General features: G+C 68.8%; 15 protein-coding genes. 6 read left to right on the top strand and 9 right to left on the bottom strand.

Features of this window, described 5'->3' with window-relative positions; genetic code table 11:
• Positions 1-32: 32 nt before the first annotated feature.
• The gene (katG, locus tag AVZ66_RS11055) at positions 33-2,249 is read left to right on the top strand and encodes a catalase/peroxidase HPI (RefSeq protein ID WP_082678832.1); all 2,217 of its coding nucleotides are present in this window, start codon (positions 33-35) and stop codon (positions 2,247-2,249) included.
• Positions 2,250-2,307: 58 nt separating this feature from the next.
• Here katG and AVZ66_RS11060 read toward each other — a convergent pair whose 3' ends face one another.
• Both AVZ66_RS11060 and trmY read right to left on the bottom strand, forming a co-directional pair.
• Positions 2,308-2,751, bottom strand: coding sequence for a TIGR00725 family protein (locus AVZ66_RS11060; RefSeq protein ID WP_058984133.1), 444 nt, complete (start codon positions 2,749-2,751; stop codon positions 2,308-2,310).
• A complete protein-coding gene (trmY, locus tag AVZ66_RS11065; RefSeq protein ID WP_058984134.1) occupies positions 2,751-3,341 on the bottom strand; it encodes a tRNA (pseudouridine(54)-N(1))-methyltransferase TrmY in 591 nt (196 codons plus the stop codon). The genes AVZ66_RS11060 and trmY overlap by 1 nt, the downstream gene beginning before the upstream one ends.
• Before the next feature lie 157 nt (positions 3,342-3,498).
• Between trmY and AVZ66_RS11070 the strand changes: the two genes are divergently transcribed.
• Positions 3,499-4,782: a tRNA pseudouridine(54/55) synthase Pus10 gene (locus AVZ66_RS11070; protein ID WP_058984135.1), complete on the top strand. Its 1,284-nt coding sequence runs from the start codon at positions 3,499-3,501 to the stop codon at positions 4,780-4,782.
• On the top strand, positions 4,779-5,414 hold the full coding sequence (rnhB, locus tag AVZ66_RS11075; RefSeq protein WP_058984136.1) for a ribonuclease HII: 636 nt from the start codon (positions 4,779-4,781) through the stop codon (positions 5,412-5,414). The genes AVZ66_RS11070 and rnhB overlap by 4 nt, the downstream gene beginning before the upstream one ends.
• On the opposite strand, the gene AVZ66_RS11080 is transcribed toward rnhB, so the two are convergent.
• Positions 5,411-7,006, bottom strand: coding sequence for a Na+/H+ antiporter NhaC family protein (locus AVZ66_RS11080; protein WP_058984137.1), 1,596 nt, complete (start codon positions 7,004-7,006; stop codon positions 5,411-5,413). The two genes, rnhB and AVZ66_RS11080, sit on opposite strands and share 4 nt — an antisense overlap.
• 113 nt (positions 7,007-7,119) lie before the next feature.
• Between AVZ66_RS11080 and nucS the strand changes: the two genes are divergently transcribed.
• Positions 7,120-7,932 carry an endonuclease NucS gene (nucS, locus tag AVZ66_RS11085; RefSeq protein ID WP_058984138.1) on the top strand — a complete coding sequence of 271 codons (813 nt, stop codon included), beginning with the start codon at positions 7,120-7,122 and terminating at the stop codon, positions 7,930-7,932.
• Here nucS and AVZ66_RS11090 read toward each other — a convergent pair.
• The 4 genes from AVZ66_RS11090 to AVZ66_RS11105 form a co-directional block, all read right to left on the bottom strand.
• Positions 7,929-8,984: a sensor histidine kinase KdpD gene (locus tag AVZ66_RS11090; protein ID WP_058984139.1), complete on the bottom strand. Its 1,056-nt coding sequence runs from the start codon at positions 8,982-8,984 to the stop codon at positions 7,929-7,931. The two genes, nucS and AVZ66_RS11090, sit on opposite strands and share 4 nt — an antisense overlap.
• A gap of 71 nt (positions 8,985-9,055) precedes the next feature.
• Entirely contained in the window at positions 9,056-10,594 is a 1,539-nt protein-coding gene (locus AVZ66_RS11095; protein ID WP_058984140.1) for a preprotein translocase subunit SecD, read from the bottom strand.
• Positions 10,591-11,451, bottom strand: coding sequence for a protein translocase subunit SecF (gene secF / locus AVZ66_RS11100; protein WP_058984141.1), 861 nt, complete (start codon positions 11,449-11,451; stop codon positions 10,591-10,593). The genes AVZ66_RS11095 and secF overlap by 4 nt, the downstream gene beginning before the upstream one ends.
• A gap of 54 nt (positions 11,452-11,505) precedes the next feature.
• The gene (locus AVZ66_RS11105; RefSeq protein ID WP_197407762.1) at positions 11,506-12,108 is read right to left on the bottom strand and encodes a metal-dependent hydrolase; all 603 of its coding nucleotides are present in this window, start codon (positions 12,106-12,108) and stop codon (positions 11,506-11,508) included.
• A 99-nt stretch (positions 12,109-12,207) separates the two neighbouring features.
• On the opposite strand from AVZ66_RS11105, the gene AVZ66_RS11110 reads away from it, so the two are divergent.
• The gene (locus AVZ66_RS11110; protein ID WP_058984142.1) at positions 12,208-12,492 is read left to right on the top strand and encodes a hypothetical protein; all 285 of its coding nucleotides are present in this window, start codon (positions 12,208-12,210) and stop codon (positions 12,490-12,492) included.
• On the opposite strand, the gene AVZ66_RS11115 is transcribed toward AVZ66_RS11110, so the two are convergent.
• Positions 12,489-12,956: a DUF5812 family protein gene (locus tag AVZ66_RS11115; protein WP_058984143.1), complete on the bottom strand. Its 468-nt coding sequence runs from the start codon at positions 12,954-12,956 to the stop codon at positions 12,489-12,491. The genes AVZ66_RS11110 and AVZ66_RS11115 overlap by 4 nt on opposite strands.
• Before the next feature lie 8 nt (positions 12,957-12,964).
• A complete protein-coding gene (locus AVZ66_RS11120; protein WP_058984144.1) occupies positions 12,965-13,531 on the bottom strand; it encodes a hypothetical protein in 567 nt (188 codons plus the stop codon).
• A 245-nt stretch (positions 13,532-13,776) separates the two neighbouring features.
• Between AVZ66_RS11120 and AVZ66_RS11125 the strand changes: the two genes are divergently transcribed.
• Positions 13,777-15,054: a glucose-6-phosphate isomerase gene (locus AVZ66_RS11125; RefSeq protein ID WP_058984145.1), complete on the top strand. Its 1,278-nt coding sequence runs from the start codon at positions 13,777-13,779 to the stop codon at positions 15,052-15,054.
• Positions 15,055-15,066 lie beyond the last annotated feature (12 nt).

Below are 15,066 nucleotides of genomic sequence, written 5' to 3' on the forward strand. Positions count from 1 at the left end.
CGCACGACTGGTCACGTGTAGGTAGAACTTCGATGAGTGACGACACACCCGAACACGACAGCGAGGACCTGCGACCCGACGGGGGAAGCGGGGAACACTGGGACCCGAAGGGCGTCAGCGACTGGTGGCCGAACCTGCTAGACGTCGACGTACTCGACGACAACGTCGGGAACGTCGGGCCGCTCGACGACGACTTCGACTACGCGGAGGCCTTCGAGTCGCTGGACTTCGAGGAAGTGAAAAACGACATCCGGAAGGTCATGATGGACTCCCAGGAGTGGTGGCCCGCCGACTACGGCACGTACGGGCCGCTGTTCATCCGGATGGCGTGGCACAGCGCCGGGACGTACCGGACCGCGGACGGGCGCGCGGGGGCCGCCGGCGGCCTCCAGCGGCTGCCGCCGGAGAGTAGCTTCCCGGACAACGTGAACCTCGACAAGGCCCGTCGCCTGCTCCAACCGGTCAAGCAGAAGCACGGTCGAGCACTCTCGTGGGGCGACCTCATCGTGCTCGCGGGGAACGTCGCGATGGAGACGATGGGCTTCGAGACGTTCGGATTCGCGGGCGGCCGCGACGACGAGTTCAAATCCAACCACGCAGTCGACTGGGGTCCCGAGACCGAGTGGGAGACCACGTCCCCGGAGCGCTTCGAGGACGGCGAGGTGGGGAACCTCAAGGACCCGCTCGCGAACACCGTGATGGGGCTCATCTACGTGAACCCCGAGGGGCCGTACGGCGAGCCGGACGTCGAAGGCTCCGCCGCGAACATCCGCGAGGAGTTCGACCGCATGGCGATGGACGACGAGGAGACGGTGGCGCTCATCGCGGGCGGGCACACGTTCGGGAAGGTCCACGGTGCGTCCGACCCCGACGAACACGTCGACGTCGAACCCGAGGACGCGCCCATCGACCTGCAGGGCCTCGGCTGGGACAACGACTTCGGCGACGGGAAGGGGCCGGACGCGATTACCAGCGGCATCGAGGGGCCGTGGAACTCCACGCCGACTCAGTGGGACATGGGCTACATCGACAACCTCCTGAACCACGACTGGACCTCGGTCAAGGGTCCCGGCGGTGCGTGGCAGTGGCGCCCGGTCGGCAGCGACATCGAGGACGCGCCGGCCCCCCACGACGACGACACTGAGGAGCCGATGATGCTGACGACGGACGTCGCCCTCAAGCACGACGACGACTACCGGGAGATTCTGGAGCGCTTCCAGGAGAACCCCGACGAGTTCCAGGAAGCGTTCGCGCGAGCGTGGTACAAGCTCATCCACCGCGACATGGGCCCGCCCGAGCGCCTCGCCGGGCCGGAAGTCCCCGAGGAGACGTTCGTCTGGCAGGACCCGATTCCGGACGCGGACTACGACATTATCGGCGACGAGGAAGCCGCCGAACTGAAGTCCGAACTGCTTGGTTCGGAGCTCTCGCGCCAGCAGCTCGCGAAGACCGCGTGGGCGTCCGCGGTGACGTACCGCGACAGCGACAAGCGCGGCGGCGCCAACGGCGCCCGCATCCGTCTGGAACCGCAGCGTAGCTGGGAAGCCAACGAGCCCGACGAACTCACCGATATTCTGGAGACGCTCGAGGAGATTCAGGCGGCGTTCAACGACTCCCGCAGCGACGACGTGCAGGTCTCGCTGGCCGACCTCATCGTGCTCGGCGGGAACGCGGCGGTCGAAGCGGCCGCCGCCGACGCCGGCTACGACGTCGAAGTGCCGTTCGAACCGGGGCGCACCGACGCCGCCGCCGAGCAGACCGACGAGGAGTCCTTCGAAGTGCTGGAGCCGCAGGCCGACGCCTTCCGGAACTACCTCGGCGGCGGCTACGACGACCGGCCCGAGGACCGCATGGTCGACAAGGCGGAACTGCTGAACCTGTCGGCGTCAGAGCTGACCGTGCTGGTCGGCGGGATGCGCGCGCTGGGCGCGACCTACGGTGACGACGACCGCGGCGTCTTCACGGACGACCCGGGCGCGCTCACGAACGACTTCTTCGTGAACCTCCTCGACATGGACTACGAGTGGGAGGCCGTCGACGACGACGAGGAAGTCTTCGAGGTGCGCGACCGCGAGAGCGGCGACGTCGAGTGGGAGGCCACTCGCTTCGACCTCATCTTCGGGTCGAACGCGCGACTGCGCGCCATCGCCGACGTCTACGGCGCCGACGACGCCGAAGAGAAGTTCGTCGAGGACTTCGTGGCCGCGTGGCACAAGGTCATGACGCTCGACCGCTTCGACCTCGAATAGACCCGCGTTCGCTGCTGCAGTTTTTCTTTCGCGCTCGCACCGACCAGCCTCGCGGCCGTCAGTCGACGCGCGCTTCCACGTAGTCGAGTGCCTCCGCCGCCGCGTCGACGGCTTCGACGTGCGGCGCGTCGGGCGCGCCGAGGCCGGCAATCGGCCGGTCGTACACGGAACTGAAGCCGACCTCCGAGAGCGTCCCGCCCGCGCCGCCGAGGGCGACGACCGCGTCCCCGTTCATCACGACGAGCGCGTTCCGCGCGTGCCCGAGTCCCGTCGCGATAGTAGTGTCGACGTACTCGTTGGCCGCGCTGCGGTCCTCGCCCGGAAGGATGCCGATGGTGTGACCGCCGGCGTCGCTGGCGCCGCGGCAGGCCGCGCGCATCACGCCACCGAGTCCGCCGCAGACGACGGTGTGCCCGCGCTCGGCGAGCAGCCGACCGACCTCGCGGGCGTTCTCGACGGCTTCGTCCGGTGGCGCGCTCGCGCCAATCACACTGACGCGCATCAGTAGTGGGTGAAGCCGTCGGTGTCGAGGTAGTTGTGCGCGACCGTAATCGTGTGGTCGGCGTGCAGGACTTCGGGGCCGACGCGCACGCGCTGGTCGCTGCGGTCCGCGAGGAACACGGCCTCCTCGTCGGTGAAGTCCTCGTGGTCGGAGAGCACGAAAATCGGGTCCTCGGGGGGTTCGACGGCCGCGAGCGCGTCGCCGTCCTCGTGGAGTTCGACGACGGTGCCGTCGAGGTCGTCCAGCACAGTCCGGAACCCGCGCTTGGAGACGTGGATGCCGGGCGTCGACTCGGCCTCGCGGTGGCCGATGGCGCGGTCTTTCGCCTCCAGCGCTTGCTTGAGCAGGCCGGCGATGTTTCGCTCGTCGGGGTTCATGTACCGCAGGTCGCTGCCGTCGATGCGGACGGTCACCTCGTCAGCGAGCACGAGGTGGACCTGAACGTCCCGCCGGAGGTCGTGCGAGAGGAACAGCGCGGCGTTGACGCAGCGGCAGAGCACGTCCAGCCGCCCCGCGCCGCCCGCGAGGTCGTCCAACGAGAAGTCGGGGTCGGTCGGCGCGTGGTGGCCGAGAACGACGAACTGTCTCATAGCGGGTGTGTCGAGCGGGCGGGGCTTACGTGGTTCGGAGGCCATCGGCAGGAAGCGCACCAGCGCTCGGTGAGGCCCCAGTGTGGGCCGGGACGAAGTCGCACGCTGCGCGGTCGGGACCGAAGAGTACGTACCAGCGGCCCGCGACAGAACGCCCATGACAGTCTTAGAGGACGCGCGACGGGTGCTCGCGGAGGGCCCGATTTGCGACGCGTGCGTGGGTCGGTGTTTCGCGGAGCGGAGTTTCGGGTTGACGAACGCGGAGCGCGGGCGGGCGCTCCGGACGACTGCGGCGCTGGAGGACGACGAGCCGTACGAGGCCGTCGACCCCTCGGAGTGTTGGGTCTGCGAGGGCGCGTCGGGGCGCTTCGACGAGTTCGCGGAGTTGGTCGTCGAGGCGCTCTCCGAGCAGCGCTTCGACACGTACCAGGTGGGGACGCGAGCGCCGCCGCTCGTGGAGGAGAACGAGACGATGCTGCGGGACATCGCGGACCTCGACGAGGACGCCGGCGAACTGTTCAAGTCCGAGTGCAACCGCGAGGTCGGCAAGCGCGTCGGGCAGGCGACGGGCGCGGACGTGGACTTCGAGCGCCCGGACGTGCTGGCGGTGCTGGATGTCGAGGACGAGACCGTCGACGTGACGGTGAACTCGGCGTTCGTCTACGGTCGCTACCGGAAACTCGAACGCGGGATTCCGCAGACGAAGTGGCCCTGCAGCGACTGCAACGGCACCGGAACGCTCGTGGATTCGCCGTGCCCGCACTGCGACGGCACGGGCTTCCTCTACCCGGAGAGCGTCGAGCAGTTGACCGCGCCGCCCGTCATCGAGGCGATGGACGGCGAGTCCGCGTCGTTCCACGGCGCGGGCCGCGAGGACATCGACGCGCTGATGCTCGGGACCGGGCGGCCGTTCGTCGTGGAGGTCGACGAGCCACAGGAGCGCCACCCGGACGCCGACGCGCTGGAGGACGCCATCAACGAGTACGCCGACGAGAAGGTCGAAGTCGAGGGGCTGCGGCTGGCGTCCTACGAGATGGTGGCGCGCGTGAAGGAACTGGACGCGCGCAAGCGCTACCGCGCGCAAGTGGAGTTCGGTGAACCGGTCACGGAAGACGCGTTCGAGGCCGCGCTCCTCGAGCTGGACGGCGCGACCATCCAGCAGGAGACGCCCCAGCGCGTGAAACACCGGCGCGCGGAGAAGGTCCGCGAGCGCGAGGTGTACGACATCGACGGCGAACTCACGGACGACACGCACGCCGTCGTCGAGGTCGAGGGCGAGGGCGGCCTCTACATCAAGGAACTCGTCTCCAGCGACGAGGGCCGCACGGAGCCGAGTCTCGCGGGCGTGCTCGGCGTCGACGCGGTGGTGACGGCGCTGGACGTCGTGACCGTGGAGGGCGAGCGCGACGAGTTCGAGGACGAGGAGTTCTTCCTGGAATGAGCGCGTTCGGCGTCGACGAAGCCGGGAAGGGGCCCGTGCTGGGGTCGATGTTCGCGGCGGCGGTCGTCGGCTCCCCCGACGACCTCCCGGATGGCGTCGCGGACTCGAAACGGCTCTCGCCGGCGCGTCGCGAGACCCTCGACGAGCGAATCCGCGAGGTCTGCGAGGTCAGCGTCGCCGAGATTCCCGTCGAGCGCATCGACGACCCCGAGACGGACATGAACGCGCTCACCGTCGAAGCACAGGCGAACGCGCTCGGCGAGATTGCGACCGATGGTCTCGCTGGCTACGTGGACGCCGGTGATGTCGACGAAGCGCGCTTCGGCCGGCGGGTCGCGGACGGCGTCACAGCGGACGTGGCCGTGACCGCCGAGCACGGCGCGGACGACGAGTACGCGCTCGTGGCGGCGGCGAGCATCGTCGCGAAGGTCGCCCGCGACAGCCACGTCGGAGCCATCGCTGCGGAGTACGGCGACGTGGGCTCGGGCTACCCGAGCGACCAGACGACCCGGGACTTCCTGCGGGAGCACGTCCGCGAGCACGACGCGCTCCCGGGGTGTGCCCGGGAGTCGTGGCAGACCAGCCGGGACGCGCTCGCGGCCGCCGAGCAGTCCGCGCTCGGGGAGTTCTAGTCACTCTCGGGCGTGGGAACGTCGCTCTGCTTGGGGTCGATGCCGCGACGGTTCGCGTCGAGTTCCGAGAGCGCGTACACGAGCGCGACCAGCATGCCGACGCCGACCGGGAGCAACAGCCACGGCGTGACCCGCGTGTACCCCCAGACGACCAGCAGGAGCGCGGCGACGGCGACCACGGTGACGGCGTAGTACAGTTGCGTGCGGACGTGGTCGATGAGGTCCGCGCCCGTGAACGTCGCCGACAGCACCGTGGTGTCCGAGATGGGCGAAGAGTGGTCGCCGAAGATGGCGCCGGAGAAGACGGCGCCGACGACTGCGGCGACCATCGTGTGGCTGCCGGCGAGTTGCCACGCGACCGGCACCGCAATCGGGGTGACGATGCTCATCGTCCCCCACGAGCTGCCCGTGGAGAACGCGACGAACGCGGCGGTGAACAGAACGACGACGGGGAGCAGTTCCGGCGTGAGGAAGCCCTCGACGAGCTTCGAGACGTAGTCGGCGGTGCCGAGCGCGTCGACGACGTTCCCGATGGACCACGCGAGCACGAGAATCGTCACCGCGGTCAGCATGATGCCGAACCCGTCGATGGTGGTGTCGACGCTCTCGCCCAGGGAGAGCACGCCGTACGCGAGGCCGAGGACGTACGTGGACGCGACCATCGCGAACGACCCGAAGACGAGCGCGAGCGCGTAGTCGGCGTCGACGACCATGTCGTACAGCGACGCGTCGGGCGCGTACCCCGTGTAGAGGGCGGAGCCGACGGTGACGGCGATGAGTACGGCGATGGGGGCGAAAAACGAGAGGAGTTTCGGGTTCTCGACGCTGGGTTCGCCGAGCGTCGCTTCGACGTCCTGCATCGGGCGGGCGTCGTCTCGCGTGACTTTCCCCGTGGTGGAGGCGCGGTGTTCGGCGCCGAGCATCTCCCCGAAGTCTCGGCGGGAGAGCACGACGATAGCGACCATCGCGACGGCGAGGATGGCGTACATGTTGAACGGGATGGCTCGCAGGAATATCTCGAAGGAGCCGGGGCGCTCGGCCAGCGAGAGTTCTTCGTAGCCGGCGTCTATCATCGACAACTGGAACGCCACCCACGAGGAGATGGTGAGCGTGGCGACGGGCGCGGCCGTCGAGTCGACGATGTAGGAGAGTTTCTCCCGGGAGACGCCGAGGTGGTCGGAGACGTCTTTCATCGCGGAGCCGACGACGGCGCTGTTCGCGTAGTCGTCGAAGAACAACAGCAGGCCGAGCAGCCACGCGACGACGCCGGCCGAGCGCTTGCTGTGGATGCGTTGGATGGCCCAGTCGCGGACGGCGTGGGAGCCGCCGAGGCGCCAAATCATCGCGACGGCCGACCCCAACAGCAGCGTGAAGATGATGATTTGGGCGTGGAAGATGGAGCCGTCGCCGTCGATTTGGGAGATTGAGCGCGCGATCCAGTCGAAGGTCTGTTCGAGGCCGACGCCGCCGGTGAAGATGACGGCACCCGACCACACCCCGAGGAACAGCGACAGCACCGCCTTCCGGGTGATAATGGCGAGTGCGATGGCGAGCAACGGGGGCACGAGGGAGAGGACACCGAACTCGGACATATCTTGGCCTTTCGCTGGATTGGCTTAAATGCCACTCTGGGCGGGTTGAAACCGCCGGGCTGGGGCGGGCAATCCACAGATTTATCGGTCGGCGCGGCGACCGACCGGAGACGATGGTCGTACAGCGATTGGACGCGCCGGACCCCGAGGCGTTCGTCGCCGCGGCGAAGGCGGCGTTCCGGGACGGCGCGGTGTTGACCGTAGAGGCCCACTGCGAGGTGGAGTACGAGGGCCGCACCAGCGGCTACCTCGGGGAGGGTGACAGACTGCTCGTCGCGAAGCCGGATGGAACCTTCCTCGTCCACCAGCCGACTGGCCACAAGCCCGTCAACTGGATGCCGGGCGGCGGCACCGTCGAGGCGCGGGAGAGCGACGGCGACGCGGTGTTGCTCGCGCGCCGCAGCAACCCCAGCGAGCGCGTGGAAGCACGCATCTCGGAGGCGTACGGCCTCACGCGCTTCGAGGCGGAGGACGGCGCCACCTACGAGGAGTCCGGCACGGAGGCGGAGATGCACGAGTACATCCAGAACAACCCGGAGAGCCTCGAAGACGGGGTCCGCATCGTCGAACACGAGCGCGAGACGAAGTACGGGTTCGTGGACTTCTACGCCGTCGACGAGGACGGCACGCCCGTCGTCGTCGAGGTCAAGCGGATTCAGGCGACGCTGAACCACTTCGACCAACTCAAGCGCTACGTCGAACTGTACTCCGAATCGAACGATGGCGAGGGGCGCGAGTCGTCAGACGAGCGGTCCTCGATTGTGAGCGGCGACGCCGCGAACGACGTCCGCGGGATGCTCGTCGCGCCGTCGGCGTCCGAGCGCGTGCGGCGCGCGCTCCGCGACAACGACATGGAGTTCGTGGAGCTGTCGGAGTTCGGGCTGGAGGCGAAGGGCGCCACCGAGGCGAAGCTCACCGACTTCTAGGCGGCGGGAATAGAGACGACGACCTCGTTGCCGTCGTCGTACTCGCCGAAGAACAACCGGCCGTCGTACGCGTCGGCTATCCAGCGCACCAACCAAAGGCCGACGCCGCTGCCGTGGCTGAGTTGGGTCAGTTCGCGCTTACCCGTCACCGTCTCGCGCTCGACGTCGGGAATCTCGGGGCCGTCGTCGCGCACGATAACTTCGACGCGGCCGTCGGTTCGGACGACTTCGATGCCGACCCACGGCTCGTCGCGGTCGTTGTGCTGGAGGGCGTTCTCGACGAGTTCCCGAATCGCGTCCGCGAGGTAGTCGCCCGCGGCGGCCGTCGCGTCGCCCCCGGTCACTTCGATGGTCGCGTCAGGGTAGTCGGCGCGGAGGTCCGCAGCGATGTCCGCGACGGCGTCGTTAACGTCGTACGGGTGGGGTTTCGGCGGAGAGTCCACGAGGTTTCGGATGGTCGTGATGTGCTCGTGGAGTTCCGCGAGCCGCTCGCCGGAGCCGTGAACCTCGTCGCCGACCTCCTCACGGTCCGCCTCGTCGTCGACCACTCGAACGCGGGTCGCGTAGCTGTAGAGGCGTTGGGCTTCCGTGCGGAGGTTGTGGCGGACGAGCCGAGAGAGCACGTCGAGTTTCTCGCGCTCCCGGGCGAGTTCGCGGGTGCGGATGCGGCGCGCGTCGTTGACGCCGATGAGGACGTGGGCGACGGCGCTGACCGCGACGACGACGCTGCCGGAGAAGACGGGTGCGGCGGGCAGCGCGGAGACGGCGGACTGGTAGGCGTACAGCAGGCCGAGCGCGGCGCCGATGACGACGATGCCGAGCGCGTTCCAGCCGGCGATGCGGAGCGTCTGCCCGGCGGTGAACTCCGCGCGGTAGACGAGGAAGCCGGCGGCGACGAGCGCGGCGCCGACGAGGCCGCCGAAGCCCGCGAGCAGCCAGCCCGAGGTCGGCGGCGTCGAGGTGAGCACGTGGCGCACCATCACGGCGACGACGACGAGCCCGGTGAGACTGATGGTGGCGCTGGCGGCTGCCCGCCGCGTATCTACGGTCATACTCTGTATGGGTCCGTAGGCGGGTTAAGCGTGGTGCTCGCACGCGGCGGCGAGCGAAGAAGCAGCCGGAGTCAGTGGTCGCCGGTGAGGAGGCGACGGAGGATGTCGCCGTACGCCGGCCGCGTGACGAGCACGCCGATGAGCACACCGAGGATGGTGATGATGGCGAACCCGCGGAGGTCACCGAGGCTGAGGAACGCCAGCGGACTCATCGCGATGATGGTCGTCACCGCGGCGGCGCCGATGACCCACAGCGCCTTCCGGAACCGACTCTTGAACACGCGCTGGGAGCCGACCTCCTCGGTCATCACCTCGTCGGCGATGATGACGAGGTCGTCGACCCCGGTCCCGATGACGGCGATGAATCCGGCGATGTGCGAGAGGTCAAGCGCCAGTCCGCTCACGGCGGCGAACCCGAGCAGGATGACGACTTCCGCCAGCGCCGTGAACACCATCGGCACCGCGACCCGGGGGTCGCCGTACCGCGCGAACACGACCAGCGCCATCGCGATGGCGGCCGCGAGACCGGTCACCAGCGACAGCGGCTTGTACCGCTCGGCGAAGCTCGGGGCGACGTAGTAGGAGTCCTGGAACTTCAGTTCCGTGGGGAGCGCGCCCGCTTGGAGGTTCACGCGGAGCTCTCGGGCTTCGGACATGGAGTTGGCGGTGATGACGAACCGGGGGTCCTGCACGAAGTCCCCGTTCTGGAAGCTCTCCGCGAGGTTCGCGCGGACGCCGGCGTCGTAGACGACTTCGCCGTCGAGGACAGTGAGCAGACAGTAGCCGCCGTTGGGGAACTGACAGCCGGCACTCGGTGCGTTCGCCGCGAACCCGTACTGGCGCATGTCAGCGGCGAACTCCTCGGCGATGTCCTGCGTGAGCGAGACCGGAACCGACGGCCGGTCGTCGATGACGCGCGCGGTGCTGACGTCGCTGCGCTGGAGCTGGGAGTGCGTGAGCACCGTCGCGTTCGTCTGGTTGCCGTTCTCCGGGTAGTACGCCAACATCTCGACCTCACCGCGGCCCTGAATCAGCGACCGCACTTCCGAGGCGTTCTGCCCGGGCACTTCGACGACGACGTAGTGGTCCCCGGACTGGGTCTCCGTCGTGTACACCGACGCGCCGGAGAACCCGGTGGCGTCGATTTTCGTGGAGATTGTGTCGACGATTTCGGTGCGCGTCGCGGACGTGAGACCGCGGTTGACCGAGTCGTAGGCGTACCCGAGGTCGTCGAGCGCGGTGCGGACCTCGGCGGTCGTGTTGTTCGAGTACACCTCCACGACGTCGGGGCTGTCGGTGGCGGTGCGGTCGCGGGCGGTCACGCTCCCGGCTTCGATGGAGAGCGCGCTCGCCACGTCGGCTTCAAGCGCGTTCCGCGTGGTCTCGTTGGTCGGGACGTCGACGCCGCTCGCGGTGACGCCGACAGCGGTCGCGCGCAGTCGGACGCCGCCGGAGAGTTCGAGGCCGTACTGGAGGTTCGTCGGTCGGGACGCGGCGGCTTCGTCGTCGCTGGCGGACGCGCCGATGCCCGGCGCGAACAGCGCGACCGACGACCCGAGCAGCAGTACGACGAGGAAGGTGACCCGCCAGTTCTCGCGGAGCCAGCTCATCGGGACACCCCCTCGAACTTGTACCAGCGAAGCAGTGTGACGTTCAGCATGTACGTGTTCATGAGGTCAGTCGTGAGGCCGAACACCAACACCAGCCCGATGGCGGTGAGCAACTGGATGCCGAAGATGTAGGAGACGACGGTCATCACGATCATCGTCGCGATGGAAGTGACGGTCATCGTGACACCGGTGCGCATCGCGCGGTGGACGCTCTCCCAGAAGTCCCCGGAGCGGCGCAGCACGTGGTTGTTCAGGAGGATGTCGGAGTCGACGCTGTAACCGATGAGCATCAACAGCGCGGCGACAGTCCCCAGCGAGAGCTTGATGTCGAGGACGTTCATCAACGCGATGGGGACGACGATGTCGCTGAACGCCGACAGCACAACGGCGATGGAGGGGACGAACGTTCGGAACAGCAGGAAGACGACGACGCTCATGCCGGCGAAGGCGATGCCGACGCCGAGGAGCGCGAGCCGCTGGGTGGAGCCCCCGAACGTCGCGGACGTGCTCTGGGACTGCACCACTTCGAAGCCGGCGTCGGTGGCCTGCTGGACGAGCGCCTGCTGGCTCTCGGACTGGAAGGTGACGAGATACCGAGAGCCGTCGGTCCCGATGGACCGGATGGACTCGTGTTGTTGTTCGAACGCGGCCGTAACCTGGGACTGGGGCACGTCGGCGTCGACGACGAGCTCCGTCCCGCCGGTGAACTCGATGCCGGGAGTGACCGGTGACCCCGTGAGGACGAACCACGCGCCGATGACCGCCAGCGCGACGACCAGTACCGCGAGCGGCGGCGCGACGAGCTGCCGCATGGAGTACTGGCTGAGGTCGACCTCGGGGACCTCGAAACTGGGCATGACTGCCGGTCGGGAGCGAGCGAGGTTAAGGCTTCTTATACCTCCGTCGGGAGGCTACGGCGCGAACCGCTCGGGAACGTGCCGGCGGACGCCGTCGGGAACCTGCGAAAACAGCCACGTCGCGACGGTCGGGAGGCGTTTGCGGACGACGACGTAGCCGGCGGAGACCGCGAGCGCGGCGGCGACGACCTGCTGGACGTCGGGCCCGAACGCCAGCGCCGCGGGGACGCCGAAGACGGCGGCGACGGCGAGGTCCTCGGGGGCGCCGTCGTAGCGGACGAGTCGCCGCGGCGGGAGCCAGCGGCCGTGGAAGTGGCTGTAGACGGCGCGCTCGCTCGTGCCCTTCCACGGTTCGAGTTCGAGGCCGCCGCCGAGCGCGTCGCTGGCGGCGTGGAGCGCGGCGGCGACGAGGAAGACGGTCGCGGCGACAGTCCACGTCGTCGGTGACGTGAGCGTGACGGCACCAGCGACGGCCGCCGCGATGCTGTAGTAGACCGGGAAGTGGAGCGTGCGGCGGTGGCCGGCGTAGAGGTCGAGGTCGGGAAACACGCCGCCGGCGAGCCCGGCGACGGCTATCATAACCCCGAATTCGGGCGCGACGAGTGAGGCGAGCGCAGCGACTGCCAGCCCTACCAGCGCGTGTGTCGTCGCCATCATAGACGACTACACTACGCTATCGGGTGGCTTTAAGGTGTCGCCTGTCGAAGAACAGAATTCGGCGACGCGCGTAAGTCCGTCGTGCGCGTACGTCAGGGTATGACGAGTAGGGTCACCGTCTCGTACCCGGCGGACATCGGCGACTGGGAGCGCGACCAGTTGCGGACCGACCACGTGCGGGCGTACCTCAAGCGGTCGAACGACCACGCCCGCGAGGGCGACACGTGGCCAGTTTCCGTCAACGTCGGCTGCAGCGGCACCAGTCCGGAAATCCCGCTCCGCGTCGAGTCAGTCGACGGGAGCGACGCGCTCGAAGAAAGTACCGAGTTGGCGTTCGTCGAGCGAGAAATCGATGCCGAACGCGAAGCGGCTACGCAGAACTAGGGGAGGTAGCGGACGCTCACGAAGTCCTCGCCGGAGCGGACCTCGACGCGTTCGATGCCGATGCGCGCGGCGCGCGCGATAGTCTGCTCGTCGGCGAGCACGTCCTCGACGGTCTCCTCGATGCCGTCCTCGGGGACGCCGAGGACGTGAACTTCGCCGATGCCCGCGCGCTCGGTGGTTTCGAGCGTGCCCGCGTCCAGCCCCTCGGCAATCTCCTTGGACTGCGGCGTCGGCGTCTCGTCGCTGGCTTCGACGGGAATCTGCTTGCGCTCGTCGACGTCGACGACGCTGTACGTGACGTTCATCGGTGGGTCCGGCGCGACCGTCGCGTCCAGCACGTCGCCTTCCGCCAGCCCCGGGTTCTCGGAGAGCGTGTGGACCTGCGCGTCCGTCACGTCGGAGAGCACCGCGGAGTCGTCGTCCGCGCTGGTGACGAGGAACGTCGCGGTCTTCTCGTCTGTCATCGGCGGGTCTAGGCTGTCTCGCCGTTTCCGTGTTTCGACGCGAAGTGCCGGTGGACGCCGTAGACGACGAGCGCGCCCGCCAGCACGAACAGCGGCGACGCCACCGACGGGACCGCGTACAGCAGTTCCACGACGGGCGCGAACACGCCCGATGGCTCCGGGCGCGTGACGACGTTCGCGCCCGACCCGAACTCGGGGGGCATCGACGCCACGAGCGCGACGTACACCGAGAGCACGAAGCCGTAGCCGGCGGCGCCGAGCGCGGCGTCGTAGCTGTCCGCGACCTGTCGCTGGCGGCGGTGTCGGTTCGCGACGAACAACACGGGACCGACGATAGGTACGAACACGAACAGGCCGACGACGACGTAGAACGTCCGCGAGAGCGTCAGCGACCCGCCGCCGGCGCCCGTCGTGTTCGAGATGAGCACGAGCAACCCGCCGACCGCGAGCGCGACCACCGCCGCCGCGACGACGGCGCTGACGACCACGTAGCTCCGGAACAGCAGCGACGACGACTGTCCGAACGCGTACGGGTACGCCGTCAGCAGCCCGGAGTAACTGTCGAACCGTCCCATTACTCGGTAGTCGGCGCTACCACAGCAAAAGCGCGGCGACTCCGCGCGGACTCACAGCCGCGGCGACGTGGATAGTCGTCAGGGGGTTGCTGGGCGTGTTCGTGAGCGGCGAGTCCGTCGAGAGTGCCCTGCTCGCGGGTGTTCCCGGCGCAGTCGCGTTCGGCGTCGTGTACTCCCTACTCAGTGGGATTCGGGACTGACCGTCGGTAGCTACGCTGAAGTACCCGGCTCTCGGCGGTGTAGGTATGCGAGTAGACATCGGGAACGCGCTCGCCCGGACCGCACAGCCGGGCGTCCCCGAGGACGCACTCCAGCGACTGGACGACCGAGTCAGAGACGCGCACGAACGAATCGTCGCCGGGATGACCGACCGGGAGTTCGGCTACGAGGCGCTGAACCTTCCCCGAACCGTCGACCCGGATGCCATCGAGGCAGCGGTCGAGCCGTTCGCGGACAGCGACGTCCTCCTGAACGTCGGCATCGGCGGGAGCGCGCTCGGCGCGGCGACGCTCGTCGACACGCTCGACGGCGACCTCGACGCCTCCTTCCTCGACAACGTCGACCCGGAGCACGTCACCGCGCTGCTCGACGACATCGACCTCTCCCGCACGGCCGTCCACGTCGTCTCGCGGTCGGGGACGACCGCGGAGACGATCGCGAACTTCCTCGTCGTGCGCGACGCGATGGACGCGGCGGGCGTCGACTGGACCGAGCGCACGTTCGTCACGACCGGCCCCGAGGGGAACCTCCGCGACCTCGCCGACCAACACGACCTGCCCGCGCTCGACGCGCCCGAGGGCGTGCCCGGACGGTTCTCCGCGCTCTCGACGGTCGGGCTGCCGGCCGCCGCGCTCGCCGGCCACGACATCGAGGCGATTCTCGCCGGCGCGCGCGAGGGCCGCGACGCGCTCACGGGGTCGCTGTTCGACTGTCCGGCGTACGCGTACGGCGCGACGGCGTACGCGCTCGACGTTCGCGGCGCGGGCGTCAACGCGATGATGCCGTACGGCGAGAGCCTGGAGACGTTCGCGGAGTGGTTCGCGCAGCTGTGGGCGGAGAGTCTCGGGAAGGACGGCCTCGGGCAGACGCCCGCGCGAGCGCTCGGCGCGACCGACCAGCACAGCCAACTGCAACTGTATCGCGCCGGCCCCCGAGACAAACTCGTGACGCTCGTTCGGGCGCGCGAGCGCGACGACCGCGGGATTCCGGAGACCGAACTGGAGGGACTGGACTACCTCGCCGGCGCCAGCCTCGGCGACCTGCTGGACGCGGAGTTCGAAGCCACGGAAGCCAGTCTCGCTGAGTCCGGCGTCCCGAACGTCCGCGTCGAGGTGCCCCGAACCGACGAGCGCGCGCTGGGTCGCCTGCTGTACGACATGGAGGCCGCCTGCATCCTCGCGGGCGAACTGTACGGTGTCGAGACGTTCACTCAGCCAGCCGTCGAGTGGGGGAAGGAAGCCGCGCGCGGCCTCTTGAGCGGTGAGCGCGGCCTCCCCGGGAAGTCCGAACTGGTCGTCGAGTAGGCCGGGAGCGGC

The organism is Halobacterium sp. CBA1132 (genome assembly GCF_001485535.1).
GTDB lineage: Archaea > Halobacteriota > Halobacteria > Halobacteriales > Halobacteriaceae > Halobacterium.

Excerpts from the sequence above, each read along its gene's own strand:
- secF (WP_058984141.1), bottom strand. The coding sequence starts at position 11,451 with ATGCCCAGTTTCGAGGTCCCCGAGGTCGACCTCAGCCAGTACTCCATG.
- nucS (WP_058984138.1), top strand. The coding sequence starts at position 7,120 with ATGGTCGTACAGCGATTGGACGCGCCGGACCCCGAGGCGTTCGTCGCC.
- AVZ66_RS11080 (WP_058984137.1), bottom strand. The coding sequence starts at position 7,006 with ATGTCCGAGTTCGGTGTCCTCTCCCTCGTGCCCCCGTTGCTCGCCATC.
- AVZ66_RS11090 (WP_058984139.1), bottom strand. The coding sequence starts at position 8,984 with ATGACCGTAGATACGCGGCGGGCAGCCGCCAGCGCCACCATCAGTCTC.
- AVZ66_RS11115 (WP_058984143.1), bottom strand. The coding sequence starts at position 12,956 with ATGACAGACGAGAAGACCGCGACGTTCCTCGTCACCAGCGCGGACGAC.
- rnhB (WP_058984136.1), top strand. The coding sequence starts at position 4,779 with ATGAGCGCGTTCGGCGTCGACGAAGCCGGGAAGGGGCCCGTGCTGGGG.
- AVZ66_RS11120 (WP_058984144.1), bottom strand. The coding sequence starts at position 13,531 with ATGGGACGGTTCGACAGTTACTCCGGGCTGCTGACGGCGTACCCGTAC.
- AVZ66_RS11125 (WP_058984145.1), top strand. The coding sequence starts at position 13,777 with ATGCGAGTAGACATCGGGAACGCGCTCGCCCGGACCGCACAGCCGGGC.
- AVZ66_RS11070 (WP_058984135.1), top strand. The coding sequence starts at position 3,499 with ATGACAGTCTTAGAGGACGCGCGACGGGTGCTCGCGGAGGGCCCGATT.
- AVZ66_RS11105 (WP_197407762.1), bottom strand. The coding sequence starts at position 12,108 with ATGATGGCGACGACACACGCGCTGGTAGGGCTGGCAGTCGCTGCGCTC.
- katG (WP_082678832.1), top strand. The coding sequence starts at position 33 with ATGAGTGACGACACACCCGAACACGACAGCGAGGACCTGCGACCCGAC.
- AVZ66_RS11060 (WP_058984133.1), bottom strand. The coding sequence starts at position 2,751 with ATGCGCGTCAGTGTGATTGGCGCGAGCGCGCCACCGGACGAAGCCGTC.
- AVZ66_RS11110 (WP_058984142.1), top strand. The coding sequence starts at position 12,208 with ATGACGAGTAGGGTCACCGTCTCGTACCCGGCGGACATCGGCGACTGG.
- trmY (WP_058984134.1), bottom strand. The coding sequence starts at position 3,341 with ATGAGACAGTTCGTCGTTCTCGGCCACCACGCGCCGACCGACCCCGAC.
- AVZ66_RS11095 (WP_058984140.1), bottom strand. The coding sequence starts at position 10,594 with ATGAGCTGGCTCCGCGAGAACTGGCGGGTCACCTTCCTCGTCGTACTG.